The sequence below is a fragment of the Paenibacillus sp. MER 99-2 genome (assembly GCF_023714095.1).
Taxonomy (GTDB): Bacteria; Bacillota; Bacilli; order Paenibacillales; family Paenibacillaceae; genus Paenibacillus.
On the sequence record NZ_JAMAUZ010000003.1, the window covers coordinates 25,186 to 40,023 of the forward strand.

General features: G+C 42.6%; 18 protein-coding genes and 1 tRNA gene. 17 read left to right on the top strand and 2 right to left on the bottom strand.

Annotated elements, in window-relative coordinates:
* Positions 1-441 precede the first annotated feature (441 nt).
* From noc to M3636_RS15215, 5 genes are all read left to right on the top strand, one after another.
* Complete coding sequence (gene noc, locus M3636_RS15195) at positions 442-1,260, top strand: nucleoid occlusion protein (protein ID WP_128104235.1); 819 nt, start codon at positions 442-444, stop codon at positions 1,258-1,260.
* Positions 1,261-1,427: 167 nt separating this feature from the next.
* The gene (locus M3636_RS15200; RefSeq protein ID WP_056697605.1) at positions 1,428-2,189 is read left to right on the top strand and encodes a ParA family protein; all 762 of its coding nucleotides are present in this window, start codon (positions 1,428-1,430) and stop codon (positions 2,187-2,189) included.
* Positions 2,182-3,030 carry a ParB/RepB/Spo0J family partition protein gene (locus M3636_RS15205; RefSeq protein WP_128104234.1) on the top strand — a complete coding sequence of 283 codons (849 nt, stop codon included), beginning with the start codon at positions 2,182-2,184 and terminating at the stop codon, positions 3,028-3,030. Before M3636_RS15200 ends, M3636_RS15205 begins: the two co-directional genes overlap by 8 nt.
* Before the next feature lie 148 nt (positions 3,031-3,178).
* Positions 3,179-4,333 (top strand): aminotransferase class V-fold PLP-dependent enzyme, encoded by a 1,155-nt coding sequence (locus M3636_RS15210; RefSeq protein ID WP_251383097.1) that lies wholly within the window; start codon positions 3,179-3,181, stop codon positions 4,331-4,333.
* 250 nt (positions 4,334-4,583) lie between these two features.
* Positions 4,584-5,084: a DUF4446 family protein gene (locus tag M3636_RS15215; protein WP_128104232.1), complete on the top strand. Its 501-nt coding sequence runs from the start codon at positions 4,584-4,586 to the stop codon at positions 5,082-5,084.
* Here M3636_RS15215 and yyaC read toward each other — a convergent pair.
* Positions 5,059-5,664: a spore protease YyaC gene (gene yyaC, locus M3636_RS15220; RefSeq protein ID WP_251383098.1), complete on the bottom strand. Its 606-nt coding sequence runs from the start codon at positions 5,662-5,664 to the stop codon at positions 5,059-5,061. The genes M3636_RS15215 and yyaC overlap by 26 nt on opposite strands.
* 151 nt (positions 5,665-5,815) lie before the next feature.
* On the opposite strand from yyaC, the gene M3636_RS15225 reads away from it, so the two are divergent.
* From M3636_RS15225 to M3636_RS15240, 4 genes are all read left to right on the top strand, one after another.
* Positions 5,816-6,079, top strand: coding sequence for a putative Se/S carrier protein (locus M3636_RS15225; protein ID WP_128104230.1), 264 nt, complete (start codon positions 5,816-5,818; stop codon positions 6,077-6,079).
* Between the two features lie 14 nt (positions 6,080-6,093).
* Entirely contained in the window at positions 6,094-7,026 is a 933-nt protein-coding gene (locus M3636_RS15230) for a mechanosensitive ion channel family protein (protein WP_251383099.1), read from the top strand.
* Positions 7,016-7,225, top strand: a complete 210-nt coding sequence (locus tag M3636_RS15235; protein WP_056697538.1) for a DUF951 domain-containing protein — start codon at positions 7,016-7,018, stop codon at positions 7,223-7,225. Before M3636_RS15230 ends, M3636_RS15235 begins: the two co-directional genes overlap by 11 nt.
* 145 nt (positions 7,226-7,370) lie before the next feature.
* A tRNA-Ser gene (locus M3636_RS15240) sits at positions 7,371-7,461 on the top strand.
* A 438-nt stretch (positions 7,462-7,899) separates the two neighbouring features.
* Here the strand turns inward: M3636_RS15240 and M3636_RS15245 are convergent.
* Positions 7,900-8,094: a YjzC family protein gene (locus M3636_RS15245; protein WP_145410170.1), complete on the bottom strand. Its 195-nt coding sequence runs from the start codon at positions 8,092-8,094 to the stop codon at positions 7,900-7,902.
* Between the two features lie 204 nt (positions 8,095-8,298).
* On the opposite strand from M3636_RS15245, the gene rpsF reads away from it, so the two are divergent.
* The 8 genes from rpsF to M3636_RS15285 all read left to right on the top strand — a co-directional run bounded on the left by rpsF (position 8,299) and on the right by M3636_RS15285 (position 14,820).
* On the top strand, positions 8,299-8,592 hold the full coding sequence (rpsF, locus tag M3636_RS15250; RefSeq protein WP_024629534.1) for a 30S ribosomal protein S6: 294 nt from the start codon (positions 8,299-8,301) through the stop codon (positions 8,590-8,592).
* A 50-nt stretch (positions 8,593-8,642) separates the two neighbouring features.
* Complete coding sequence (gene ssb, locus M3636_RS15255; RefSeq protein WP_128104227.1) at positions 8,643-9,125, top strand: single-stranded DNA-binding protein; 483 nt, start codon at positions 8,643-8,645, stop codon at positions 9,123-9,125.
* 56 nt (positions 9,126-9,181) lie between these two features.
* The gene (gene rpsR / locus M3636_RS15260; protein WP_128104226.1) at positions 9,182-9,451 is read left to right on the top strand and encodes a 30S ribosomal protein S18; all 270 of its coding nucleotides are present in this window, start codon (positions 9,182-9,184) and stop codon (positions 9,449-9,451) included.
* 196 nt (positions 9,452-9,647) lie between these two features.
* Complete coding sequence (locus tag M3636_RS15265; protein ID WP_251383100.1) at positions 9,648-10,238, top strand: M15 family metallopeptidase; 591 nt, start codon at positions 9,648-9,650, stop codon at positions 10,236-10,238.
* Between the two features lie 738 nt (positions 10,239-10,976).
* Positions 10,977-11,972: an ABC transporter ATP-binding protein gene (locus M3636_RS15270; RefSeq protein ID WP_128104224.1), complete on the top strand. Its 996-nt coding sequence runs from the start codon at positions 10,977-10,979 to the stop codon at positions 11,970-11,972.
* Between the two features lie 14 nt (positions 11,973-11,986).
* Positions 11,987-12,919, top strand: coding sequence for an ABC transporter ATP-binding protein (locus M3636_RS15275; protein WP_145045103.1), 933 nt, complete (start codon positions 11,987-11,989; stop codon positions 12,917-12,919).
* A gap of 5 nt (positions 12,920-12,924) precedes the next feature.
* The gene (gene opp4B, locus M3636_RS15280; protein WP_056697529.1) at positions 12,925-13,887 is read left to right on the top strand and encodes an oligopeptide ABC transporter permease; all 963 of its coding nucleotides are present in this window, start codon (positions 12,925-12,927) and stop codon (positions 13,885-13,887) included.
* Positions 13,888-13,914: 27 nt separating this feature from the next.
* Positions 13,915-14,820 carry an ABC transporter permease gene (locus tag M3636_RS15285; protein ID WP_128104222.1) on the top strand — a complete coding sequence of 302 codons (906 nt, stop codon included), beginning with the start codon at positions 13,915-13,917 and terminating at the stop codon, positions 14,818-14,820.
* Positions 14,821-14,838: the final 18 nt, after the last annotated feature.

Sequence of the window (14,838 nt, forward strand, 5' to 3'; positions counted from 1 at the left end):
ATAAGGTGTGAAATGTGGTCATGCAGATAGCAACTTTAATAGGGCGATGTTTCACGTGAAACATTCTTCTTTTCTAATATATATAAGAGAAACGACAAACCATTTTAACGAATGAAATTCTCCTTTGAAAGTGATGACCTCCTGCATATCGTTCAATTTCGAGCGAATAAAAAGCAGGAAAATTAAGAGCGTTTAAAGAATAGGTAAACATAGGATTATGATAGAAAAGATGATAGAATAGAAGTATCCGATCCTGTAATTTCAGAGATCATAGATTGATATAGATGAGTAGACATTTTATACAGTAAGTCATTGCGTTAGGAAGTGTTAGTACAGGCAAAACTTATTCGAAAAACGACGGTATATATGGGGTCGCATATTGAATAAGAAGCACCTGCATTACAGCAGGAGCTATTACGAAACTAGGTGGTAATATACGGAATGAAAGAACAATTTTCGAAGTTGTTTGGTTTGGCGGATCGCAATAACGGAGACGAAATAAAACAAATTCCGGTCAATGAAATTGTGAGCAGCCCGTATCAACCCCGCACGATCTTTGATGATGAAAAAATTGACGAGTTGTTGCAGACGATCAAGACACATGGGGTTATTCAACCTATTGTCGTCCGCGTACGAAACGGAACATATGAGATTATTGCCGGTGAACGTCGCTGGCGTGCAGTTCGTAAGCTTGGTCTGGATCATATTCCAGCCATTGTACGTGAATTCAACGACTCACAGGCTGCATCCATTGCATTGATTGAGAACTTGCAGCGTGAAGGACTAACATCGATCGAAGAAGCGGTGGCCTATCAGAAACTAATTGATTTGCATCAGTTGACACAAGAGAGTCTTGCACAGCGTTTGGGTAAGAGTCAGTCGACGATTGCCAACAAGATTCGTTTGTTACAGCTTCCTGAGGGTATCAAAGCAGCTCTAATGGAACGGAAAATTTCTGAACGACATGCAAGAGCGTTACTTTCACTAGATACAGAAGAATTACAGATGAAGCTGCTTGCTGAAATTATCGAAAAAGAACTCAATGTAAAGCAAACGGAAGCACGTGTTGCTTTCTATAAGGAAGCTTCTAAGATCAAAAAATCGAAACGCATTTCATTCACCAAGGACGTTAGACTTGCACTGAATACAATTCGTCAATCGATTGATATGGTTTCTGGTTCCGGTCTGGATATCAAAACGAAAGAAGAAGACCATGAGGATCATTATGAAATCGTTATCCATATCCCGAAACGCAAATAATTGAAGCTTCAGGCGGCAATAGGCCGCTTTTTCTGTCTATAGCACGGAGAATGACATTGATAGAGGAAATGGTAGTTGTTGTTGTGTGGACGATAGCCACCTGCTTGGTGTTAAATGTAGCTTATAACCTACAAGAAAAGACTCCTATTTTATTTGAGGTGAAGTAATTGTCTAAGATTATGGCCGTAGCAAATCAAAAGGGCGGTGTGGGGAAAACGACGACATCTGTTAACCTGGGTGCAGGACTGGCTTCACTCGGGAAGAGAGTACTACTTGTCGATATAGACCCTCAGGGGAACACAACCAGCGGAGTCGGAATCAATAAAGCAGATGTGGCTAATTGCATATATGATGTCATCATTAATGAAGTTCATCCTCAGCAGGCTATTGTAGAAACTCAAATCGAAGGACTTCATATCATTCCTGCAACCATTCAGCTCGCTGGAGCCGAGATTGAATTGGTATCTACGATATCACGCGAAGTTCGCCTAAAAAAATCACTCGCCATGGTGAAAAACAATTATGATTACATACTGATCGATTGCCCACCATCCCTTGGCATGTTGACGATTAACTCGTTGACCGCTTCCGATTCGGTGATCATTCCGATTCAGTGTGAGTATTATGCACTTGAAGGTTTGAGCCAACTGCTTAACACCGTTCGTTTGGTTCAGAAACATCTGAACACCTCTCTGCAGATTGAAGGCGTGTTGCTTACGATGTTTGATGCACGTACGAATCTGGGGATTCAAGTGATTGAAGAAGTGAAAAAGTATTTTCAGCAAAAAGTGTATTCAACGATTATCCCGCGTAATGTTCGGCTTAGTGAAGCACCATCTCATGGACAGTCGATTATTACGTACGATCCCCGTTCCCGGGGAGCTGAAGTATATCTAGAGCTCGCAAAGGAAGTGATATCATATGAGTAAGCGGCTCGGAAAAGGACTGGATGCCCTCATTCCATCGCTTTCAATTAATGATGATGACAAAGTCGTTGAAATCCCGATTAGTCAATTGCGGGCAAACCCTTATCAACCTCGTAAAGTATTCGATGAGGATGCAATTCATGAGTTGGCAGAGTCCATTCGCCAGCATGGGGTAATACAACCGATCATTGTACGTACCGTGTTGAGAGGGTATGAGATTATTGCCGGAGAACGGCGTTTCAGAGCTTCTCAATATTGTGGAAATGCAACTGTACCAGCAGTGGTTCGCAATTTCAGCGATCAGCAGGTTATGGAAATTGCGCTGATCGAGAATCTGCAGCGGGAGAACCTAAATGCCATGGAAGTTGCAGTTGCCTATCAGGGGTTGATGGATCAGTTCGCATTGACTCAGGAAGAGCTTTCCGTGAAGGTGGGCAAGTCTCGTTCCCATATCGCTAATTTCTTGAGATTGTTATCTTTACCGGATGAAGTGAAAGATCATGTTTCACGTGGAACATTATCAATGGGTCATGCTCGTGCCATCGTAGGTGTGAAGGATCTGGATATGATGAAACAACTCGCCAAACAAACCATTGATCAACAATGGAGTGTGCGAGAGTTGGAAGAAGCAGTTCAACAGTTGGATCGCGCTAAAGCAAGTGAGGGCAAGGCGAAATCTAAACTGAAGAAGAAAGATCCATTCATTGATACAGTAGAGGAGTCGCTTCGTGAGCGATTCAAAACAACTGTGAAGATTAAGCATAGCAACAAGGAAAAAGGTAAAATTGAGCTCAACTACTACAGTAAACAAGATCTGGAGCGGCTACTGGAACTGCTGCAATAGACGATGTTTCACGATTAATGACAACATGCGGGGCTTCTCATGGGATGACATATCGCCTCTGTACGATGGAGCAACGATATGTCATATTTATTTTGTTGGGGTGAAATGAAGGCATTACGTTTAATGAATGAACAGAGGTGGTTATGAGGTGGAGAAAGTTATCTATCTAGATCATGCTGCAACATCATGGCCTAAGCCGCCTATTGTTGGTGAAGCGATGATGCAGGCTTTGGATGTAGCAGGGGCTAATCCCGGTAGAGGGAGCCATCGGATGGCTGTTCAAGCAAGTCGTGTGCTCTTTAGCACCAGAAAAGCATTATCTACGCTGTTTGGTGTGAGCAATGCAAACGATATTTCACTTGGTTCGAATACGACAGAGGCTTTGAACCTTGCCATCCAGGGATGGTTAAGAGAAGGCGACCATGTTATTGCAACCATGGCTGAGCATAACTCTGTGCGACGTCCGTTGGAGTACATGCGTAGATCACGAAATGTAACCGTGGATTATGTACAGGTTGATGCTATGGGCGCCGTTGATCTATCGCAGCTTGAGAAGATGTTCCGACCGAATACCCGGTTGGTTGTCTGTACACATAGCTCTAATCTGTTAGGTAGTATTTTACCGGTCAGTGAAATCTCCCAGATGTGTCGTAAACGACAGATTCCTTTACTTGTAGATGCTGCTCAAAGCGCTGGAGTGATGCCTGTTGATGTGAAGCAACTCGGCATTGATATGCTTGCCTTTCCTGGCCATAAGGGCTTGTTAGGCCCACAAGGAACCGGCGGACTCTATATAGCTCCAGAATTAGATGTGCAACCTCTACTTCATGGCGGGACAGGAAGTCAATCGGAAGCTATAGAGCAACCTTCTGTCCGTCCCGATCGTTATGAAGCCGGTACACCCAATACAGTAGGCATGGCGGGTCTTGCTGCTGGTGTGAAGCATGTGATGGAACTAACGCCTGAACGAATCTACCAGCATGAATGGGAACTGACACAGGTTATGATGGAAGGTTTAGCCTCTGTACCAGGAATTCGAATGCTCGGCCCAGAAGTTGGACAACCCCGTACTGGATTGTTATCCTTTACGGTAGAAGGGCATGATTCAGCTCAACTTGCTTTTAAACTGGATCGACACTACAACATTGCAGTTCGTTCCGGTTTTCACTGTACACCTCTTGCACATGAGTCCGCAGGCACTACACGAAGTGGAGCGGTTAGGGCAAGTGTAGGGTACAGTACAGTCAAAAGTGATGTGAACACTTTAATTGAGGCTGTGCACGAAATAACAAGACTTAAATAAGTCGCATGGGAATCAATTTCAAATTGATTCAGGGATACATCATTGTTAGGCATGTTATGATCTCAATCCATTATAAAGAGAGTGGATATACTCGGGTACGTATCGCTTGGTTATACGAAGGGGCTTAGGGAATCCTAGGAGGAGTTTTGTATTTCAGGGCTGATCGATCAGGTGATTTCGTAATATAGGCATGATGCTACAGGATACAGACCTTAATCTGAACAAACAAACAGAGGGGTAGTTACACTACATGGCTGAACTAAATGAGCTGATTCTGGAACAATTGCTATGGATTATTGGCGGAATGGCATTACTATTGGTAATCTTGCTGGTGACTAGCATTGCACAGGGTGCAAAGTTGCGTAAGTTTAAACGGAAATATGAAGCGATGATGTCTGGCACAGGAGTAGAAGATCTGGAGACGTTGTTAATTAATCTGAAGATTCAGATGGATAGCATTGAAGATGAACACAAGCTGCAAACGAATCAGCTACAAGCAGTCATGCAGAAATTGACCCATATGCAGGGTAAAGTAGGGGTTAAGCGTTACAATGCTTATGGTGAAAGAGGTAGCGATCTCAGCTTTTCCATGGCAATGATTAACGATAATCAAGACGGTATGATCCTCACAGGTCTTTATAATCGTGATGGTTCGTATGTCTATGCTAAACCTCTTAAAGGGGGAGAGTCCACGTATACACTTTCCCCTGAAGAGAAAGAAGCGATTACTCTGGCACAGCAAGCAGAGTAGAGCGAGTATGCCATTCTCGAATGGCCGAGTAAAGACTGCTGGATATAATCTCAGACATGCGCATAACCAAGCTGAGCCTTGTATTCTGCAGAACAAAGTATTCCATGAAGCCGCCGACGTTAACGATACCTGTCAGATGGATATCGCCGACCGGCGGTAATTCTTTATTTACACCAGCTCCAGGCTTCAATGGGCCATTTACCACTTGAATGCAGCCAACACTGGAGGATTGTCCGAGACAGGCATCAATTCCGATGACATATGGATTATGGTGTGTGGCTTGGATTTTGTGAAGTGTTTCTTGCAGATTCATAGCATGTACGGGTTCATCTAGTGTGCCATAAAGGTGGAAGAGAGGGCTGTCCCATTTAGCAAGAGCTGAACCTACCAGTGGACCTAAGCAGTCCCCAGTAGATCGATCAGTACCGATGCATACGATTACAACATTTTGTAACGAGTGAGCTTTGTAGAGATGAAACATTAAGCGATGAATAATAGCAGAATGTACGCCAGGATCGGTATGAGGAATTTTCAAGCTGGTCAACTCTTGGGATGAAAATGAATGCGAGATGGGTTTCATAGGATCTATCCTTTCCCCTTGAAATGGTAGTAACAGTATATGGAAGGATAGAGCGTTTTATACTTGGTCAGGACAAGCTTTTTCATGAGAAGGTTATGATGTGACCCAATGAGGGTAAATTGGAGCTAAGTAAGATCGAAGGGAGCCGGGCATGGACGAATGGTTAGATGATTGGATGTTGATTGCTTTTGATTCTACTCAGCAGGCACTACGAGCGGAGATGTTGTTAGAATTTGCTGAGATTGAGATCGACTTATTTCCAACACCGAAAGAGATTACGGCAGGCTGTGCACTCTGTATTCAGTTTCCCAAGGAAGATGTGCTGAGGGTGCAACAGATCATTCGGAATGAGTTCGTGGAGATTCGAGGCCTCTATTTCAAAACGGAAGACAGCTATGATAACATACCGATGTAGAGGGGGATGGATGAATGTGGTCGTTTAAGTTTATGACTGTTCCTGAGCCTACGAGTCCAATAGAAGCGGCTCTCAGTTGGACAGATCAATTATGGAACAAAGTTGCTGATGCAGATATGTGGTTTAATATTTTATTCAGTTCCCTGAGGATCTTACTTATCTTTATTGTTACTCGAATTGTGATTAAAATTGTGTCGCGTATTATCGATCGTAGTATGAAGCAGAAGCAGGAAGGCCGCCTTCGCGTTAATCCTCGCAGATTTGTTACGGTAGGCGAATTGCTGAAGAACGCCACCTCAATAACGTGTAACTTCATCATGGTGTTGCTGGTATTATCAGAGATCAATGTAAAAGTAGGACCGTTACTTGCCAGTGCTGGTGTGCTCGGGCTTGCAATCGGTTTTGGTGCACAAGGATTAGTGAAAGATGTAATTACGGGTTTCTTCATTATATTAGAGGATCAATTTGCTGTAGGGGATGTCATTCAGACTGGCACGTATAAAGGAACGGTTGAGGTTATCGGACTCCGAACAACCAAGTTGGTCAGTTGGCAAGGTGAGGTGCACATCATACCTAATGGTACCATTGCCAGTGTAACGAATTTCTCGATGTCCAATTCACTTGCTGTTGTAGACATTCCAATGAAGGCTGATTTGAGTTTGGATGAGTCGGTTCATTTGGTAAAGCGAGCGTTAGTTGGTATTGAAACTCGTGATCTCAACATTGTGAAAGTTCCAGATGTACTTGGAATACAATCGATGTCTACCTCAGAGTACGTTGTTCGCATCGTTGCAGAGTGTATGCCAAACTCCAGATCTTCTGTAGAACGTCAGATTCAAAGTGATGTGAAGAAATCACTGGAGTATCAAGAGATGAGCAAACAAGCAGCATTAGAGCAGGCAGCAGGCAAAGAACAGGATGAGGGGGATGGCACAGGTGGAGCGTAAAATTTTTCAGCTCGGGGACATCGTGCAGATGAAGAAGCAGCATCCATGCGGAAGCAATGAGATGGAGATCATTCGTATGGGGATGGATATCCGTATCAAATGTGTAGGGTGTAAACATAGCGTGCTTATTCCAAGAGCGAAGTTTGAGAAAAACATGAAAAAAGTGCTACGGTCAGCAGAAGATCTAGCTGAATCATAAGTACATTTGAAGCTAAATCATGAGCAAATCACTAGCAGAATGAAGAATATGAATTTGAATAAAACACACCTAAAATAGCGTTTACATGCAGGCTGGGCTGGGTATTGCGTTCTGTAAATGATCATGCTATAATCAATATTGCTGCGGAAAGGTACCCAAGAGGCCCAAGGGGGCTGACTCGAAATCAGCTAGGCGTGTCACAGCGTGCGTGGGTTCGAATCCCACCCTTTCCGCCACTTCACTTGTACATGTTAAAACATTCGATTACTCAACGAAGCGTTGAGTTATATAAGAGGGAAGTCTTCCTAATAAGGAAGGCTTTTTTTGTTTGCTCATTCTTTTTATAGGGTAGCAAAAGCAAAGGCATGAAGTGAAGTAATCACGATTAGCTATGGACGCAAAAATAAAGAGCCCCTAAGGGCTCTCTATCCGGCGGTGCATTCGGTTAGTAGGAAACAATCTGGCGTAAAGATTAGAAACTTTGGCGTACTGCTGAAGCAATACTCGTGCTTAGGACACAGGGTCTTACACACAACCACTTGCTTCTTATATTACGTGATGCATTTCCGAAACGGCTTCGTTGTCCAACGGAACCACACCTCTCTCGTGCACCGCCTGATTGTATTATGTGCTTTATTTCGTTTTATATACGTTGAGCTGAAAAAAAGTTTTACTTAGTGGACACGAGCCTTAGTCAGCTTCTTCCACTTCCGATTATGATTGCTTGTCTCTGGGAAGGATTCACCCTTTTGCAGCGTTACTCGCTTTGGATTGTTGATCTCCGTGTGAAAGCTATTCTCACCGACTTCGGTGTACTCGCCATCATTTGGAGCTTTGTCTCCTGGTTCAAACTCAGTTCTTTCGCCCATGATATGAAAAACCTCCTTGGCTAATGTATTTCGTTGTAGCTTCTGTAGTGTGCTCCATAGTACGGGTGATCATGTGTCATATATAAAGGGAACGTTTGCTTGCATTATGGTTCTGTATTTGTTATATTAATATAGTTCGAGTTTGTGCTCGTTCCTTGCTCTCAACCTGGATTGAGGGCCAGAGTCCATAAGGAGGTGAAAATTATGCGCAAATATGAAGTGATGTACATTATTCGTCCTGACGTTGAGCAAGAAGTTGTTCAAGCTACAGTCGATAAATTCCAAGGCATCATCTCCAACGGCGGTGGTGAAGTTACAGCTCACGACGTTATGGGTAAACGCCGTCTTGCGTATGAGATCAAGAAATTCCGTGATGGTGTTTATGTTTTGGTACACTTCACTGCTGAACCAGCAGTTGTTACTGAACTTGAGCGTCTCATGAAGATTTCTGACGAAGTAATTCGTTATCTCATTACGAACGACGTTAAGTCTGCTTAAGACAAAACTCGTGATTAACGCACCAATACGCTCTGAAGGAGGGGATTACATTGTTGAACCGTGTCATTCTGATCGGCCGGTTAACCCGGGATCCTGAGTTGCGTTATACTCCAGCAGGAGTAGCAGTTACGCAATTTACTTTGGCAGTGGACAGACCGTTTACAAGCCAAGGGGGAGAGCGGGAAGCGGATTTCATTCCGGTCGTAACCTGGAGACAGCTTGCTGAGACTTGTGCAAACTATTTGCGCAAAGGACGCCTAGCTGCAGTCGAAGGACGCATTCAAGTACGGAACTACGAGAATAACGAAGGAAAACGTGTATACGTGACCGAAGTCATTGCCGATAACGTCCGTTTCTTGGAGTCAGCTAACCGTGATAACAACGGTGGCGGCGGTGGGCAACCAATGCGTGAAGAGCCTTCTTACGGAGGCGGCGGGCGCGCGAACAATAATAATTCGCGTAGCAACAATCAGGATCCTTTTTCCGATGACGGAAAACCGATTGATATATCGGATGATGATTTGCCATTTTAACGTGAACCGATTCTCTACGGAGATATTAGTTACACGATAGGAAAGGACTGAAAAGCATGGGCTTCAAGCAAAGAGAAGGCGGAGACGATAAAAGACCAGCACGTCGTGGCGGTCGTAACAAACGTCGTAAAGTATGCTTCTTCACAGCAAACAAAATTACTCACATCGATTATAAAGATACGGACTTGCTTCGTAAATTTATCAGCGAACGTGGAAAAATTTTGCCACGCCGTGTAACAGGTACTAGCGCTAAATACCAACGTGCTTTGACGATTGCAATCAAACGCTCCCGTCAAATCGCATTATTGCCATACACTACTGAGTAGTCTTACTCAGCATGGATACCAAGCAGTCGGCTTATAGCCGGCTGCTTTTTTGCATATTCAATAATTACTTATTTCAGAATGCACTTGCGTTTGGATATTCGGCTAAATTGTGCATTAGGAAAGTCCGATGTTATGATATAAGGTATAGGCTAAATGAAGGTGGTCATATTAAAGTTCACTACATCAGGAGATTATAATGAACAAATCGAAACGCAAAAAACAGCAAAAACGGAAAAGTAGTTTACGATTTTGGCTTATCGCTACTTTGCTCCTTGTCGTTGTATATATATGGCTTCAGCAAAAAGATGATGTATATGAAATATGGCCGGGGAGCCCGCAAGAAGTTATTCCAATTACAGGCCTACATCCTCTTGTCGCTGAGAGTGAGGAGCTGTTGGTACGAAAAGCAGCCAGGCGTGGCATAGAGGTTGTCATTACTCATGGTTATCGAAGTATAGAGGAACAGGATGCACTGTTTGATCAAGGACGTACAGGTACTGGGAACATTGTCACCAACGCCAGAGGCGGAGAATCTTATCACAATTATGGATTGGCCATTGATTTCGCTCTTCGTACACCTCAAGGAGAGATTGTATGGGATATGGAACGAGACGATAACGGTAATGGTGAGCCTGATTGGATGGAGGTTGTTGCGCTTGCAAAAGACCTGGGATTTACTTGGGGAGGGGATTGGGCTAACTTTCCCGACTACCCTCATTTGCAAATGGATTTTGGCTTAAGCATTAACGAATTAAAGCGGGGTAAACGACCACCGGTTACGCAATAATTAATATTATTAATATGCACTGATACGTATGTTTATTAGTAAAGTCCTGCATTTTGCAGGGCTTTTTTCATTGTTTTGTAAAAAAAATGATAAAAGATGACAATTAGTCCTTTACAGCAGTAAATAAAAAAATTTATACTATAATAACTAGCAATAAACCGTTGATTCAATAAAAGGGTAGCCAGTATCATATTTGTATATATTTGTTTGTAAGTATGCGTTTACTTTTAAACGACTAGAACTAACCACACATATCACAAAGTTAACATATATGTTTATTATAAGAGATTATATCGGCTATATGCTACACTTATATATACATTATATGTAACGTTAATGTCATGTTTATAGTTTTGACAACTCTACTTAATGTAAAACTTTCAGATGTCCCCCTCCTTTAATGCTCGAAACTCCTTAATATTTACCTTTTTAGCATAGCTAATACCCAAAACTGTGGTATAAAAAACATTTATTCCAAAAATCTCAAAATAAGCATTGACGTCACCTAAATTTACACGTATGATTACATTAATTATTTTGCTATATAATCCCGGTAGGAATGCTCAACATTAATTGACCAATGGTCTAAATTAAAATACAAAAGTTTAATTCATTTGCTGAATTCGCATTTTGTATAAAAATTTGTTCGTTGTCTTCAAAAACATGGAAATATACAGTGGATGCATTCATCTTGTGAAGAATACATTCTGCGGAAATTTTGGGGTTAGGGTGATTGATTTGAATACAGACCTATTGGAAGTCAGAAATCTAACTACATCTTTCAGAATTGAAGATGACTATTACGCAGCAGTTGACCACGTTAACCTTACCGTTAAGAAAAATGAAGTGTTAGCTATCGTAGGAGAATCCGGATCGGGAAAAAGTGCATTTGCCTTCTCACTGATGGGTTTGCACAACAAAGCAAAAATTGAAGGTCAAATTTTGTATAAAGGACAGGATATAGCTAATATATCTCCTAACAAATTAAACAAACTTCGTGGTAATGAGATGGGTATGATTTTCCAGGACCCGTTATCAGCACTAAATCCTCTAATGATTATCGGCGAACAGATCGAAGAGATTCTGACGCTGCATCAACCTAAGCTTTCTTCCAAAGATAAGAAAGTGAAAGTTATCGATCTGCTTAACCAAGTCGGAATTCCACGACCTGAACATATCTATAAGCAGTACCCTCACGAACTATCAGGCGGTATGAGACAGAGAGTTGTTATCGCCATTGCGATTGCCAATAAACCTGAACTGTTAATTGCCGATGAGCCAACTACCGCACTGGATGTCACCATTCAACTACAAATCCTAGAACTTATTCGCGATCTGAAGAATGAGATCAATGCAGGCATCATCCTAATCACGCATGACCTCGGTGTAGTAGCTGAAATGGCTGACCGGGTTGCAGTGATGTATGCAGGTGAGATTGTTGAAATTGCAGATATCTATACCTTGATGAGCAATGCTCAACATCCATATACACGTTCACTATTAAATTCTATTCCTACGATTACAGATACAGACGAGAAGTCGAAGCTGCATGTCATTCAAGGCATCGTTCCTTCACTTAAAAATCTTCCTCGCCAAGGGTGCCGATTCAAGGCCCGAATTCCATGGATTGATGATTCGGCTCATGAAGAGAACCCACAGATGCATGAAATTGCGCCAGGTCACTATGTAAGATGCACCTGTTACCAGCACTTTCATTTCCCTGATCAAAGCTGAGGAGGAACAACATAATGGCACTACTAGAAGTAGAAGGACTCAAAATACATTTTCCGATTCGTGGTGGCTTGCTCAAGCGCGAGATTGGAAGTATCAAAGCAGTTGATGATGTTAGCTTCTCCATCGAACAAGGACAAACCTATGGACTTGTCGGGGAATCTGGTTCTGGTAAAACGACGACAGGAAGAGCCATTATCGGTCTGAATCACGTAACAGCGGGCAAGGTCATGTTTAATGGCAAAAATCTAGCCACAGAACGTCGTAAAGATCGGCAGCTTCAGCGCGATGTGCAAATGATTTTCCAGGATCCGTACTCTTCCCTTAATCCGAAGAAGCGGGTTATTGATATCATTGCCGAGCCACTCCGTAACTACGAGCGACTGACGGCTACGGAAGAGAAAAAACAAGTAAGAGAATTACTAGAGAAGGTCGGGCTTAGTCCTGAATCCATCTACAAATATCCACATGAATTCTCGGGTGGTCAACGTCAGCGGATCGGAATTGCGCGAGCAATCGCCTTGAAGCCGAAACTGATCATTGCTGATGAGCCTGTATCCGCACTGGACGTATCGGTACAAGCCCAGGTGCTGAACTTCATGCAGGATATTCAAAAGGAATTGAATCTGACCTATCTGTTCATTAGCCATGATCTCGGGATCATAAGGCATATGTGTGATCAGATTGGGATTATGTATAAAGGTCGATATGTGGAGCAGGGAACAACAGATGATATTTTTGAGAACCCACAGCATATCTATACCAAACGTCTTATTGCAGCTATTCCGGATATGGATCCAAGCAAACGGGAGGAAATGGTTGCCTTTCGTAAAATGGTCAAGTCAGAGTACGAGAATTCATATCGAAACTTCTTTGATGAGGAAGGGCTTGCATACTCGCTCCAATCCATTTCTAATACTCACCGAGTAGCTCTACCTCAGAAAGGTTGAAGACCATGTGGAAAATAATAGTACGAAGAATCATGATTATGATCCCTCAGATCTTTTTGCTTAGTCTTTTGGTCTTCTTGATGGCCAAGGCGATGCCAGGGGATGCACTAACCGGTTTGCTTGATCCAAGCATTGATCCGAAAGCGCTGGATGAACAGCGGGAACGACTTGGCCTTAATAATCCATGGTATGTGCAGTATTGGGACTGGATCAGAAATGCCGCACAAGGTGATTTTGGACAATCCTTCCGATTTAAAATGCCAGTTATGGATCTCATTGGTCAACGTATAGCGAATACGTTCTGGCTCGCGTTTGCAACACTTGTATTCACGTATTTAATTGCGATTCCACTTGGTATTATCAGTGGTCGTTATAATGATACATGGTCTGACCGATTAATTACGGGTTATACCTATCTAGGTTTTGCAGCACCATTATTTATTTTTGCACTCGTTATGTTGTGGATTTTTGGTTTCCACTTTGGCTTATTTCCGACGGGAGGTAGCGTAGCACCTGGACTTACACCAGGAACATTCGAGTACATTGCAAGCAAGTTCTATCATTTGTTATTACCGGCATTATCAATGGCATTGATTACTACAGTATCAACTGTTCAGTACTTGCGTAGTGAAATTATTGATATCAAGCATAAAGAATTTGTTCTTACTGCTAGAGCCAAGGGTGCCTCGGAATCACGAGTGTACAACAGACATATTTTGAGAAACTCTCTACTGCCGATCGCCGCATTCTTCGGTTATGAGATTACGGGGCTTATCGGAGGAACGATTTTCATTGAGAGTATATTCAGTTATCCGGGCATGGGGCAGTTGTTCCTGACCTCAATCTCTCTTCGAGATTTCAGTGTTGTAACAGCGCTTGTCCTACTATTTGGTATAGCTACAATTCTAGGATCATTGTTGTCTGACATTATTCTGGGATTGGTAGATCCGCGTATTCGGATTAAGTAAGAACTTGAAGATTTCGGGGTGAATAAGATGAGCAAGGCCAATGATGTCGTTATAACTTCACAGAAGATTGATAAAAGCCCCTCCAGCCTAAACATATTGTGGAGGGAAATTGTCCGAGATAAGATTGCATTAATCTCGCTCATATTTTTGGGAGTCGTCTTATTACTGGTATATGGAACAGCACTGCTCTTGGATCAAGATGAAATCGTAAAAGTAGATTTGTTCGCCTTGTATGAGCCGCCTTCTGCGCAATATTGGCTCGGAACTGACTACGGAGGTCGTGATGTATTCGGACAACTAATCATCGGTACACGTAACTCACTAACGATTGCAATCCTGGTTACGCTAATGACAGGGTTATTGGGAATCGTGGTCGGTATCCTATCCGGTTACTTCGGAGGATTAGTTGATAATATATTCATGCGTATTGTTGATTTCTTCATGGTTCTTCCGTTTATGATGATCGTTATCGCGTTTGTTACAGCAGTACCCAAATATAATATTATTTCGTTCTCGCTAATTATGACTGCCTTCCTATGGATGGGGATTGCTAGGCTGATCCGGTCTAAGGCATTGCAGGAGCGTGAACTAGAATATGTAAAAGCGTCAAAAACATTGGGATCATCCCATGTGAAGATTATCTTCTCACAGGTTCTTCCCAATCTAAGTTCGATAATTATCGTAACGATGACGTTGAACCTCGCTGCCAACATTGGCCTCGAATCCGGGTTGTCTTTCCTGGGGTTTGGTTTCCCAGAAAGTACACCTAGTCTTGGAACACTCGTAAGCTATGCTCGTAATCCGCAAACGTTGGAATTTAGATGGTGGATATGGCTACCTGCGTCACTACTAATCTTAGTATTGATGTTGAGTATAAATAATGTCGGACAAGCCCTGAAGCGTGCGACTGATGCAAGACAAAGAAGAGGTTAAAAAAAGGGAGGAAAGGTT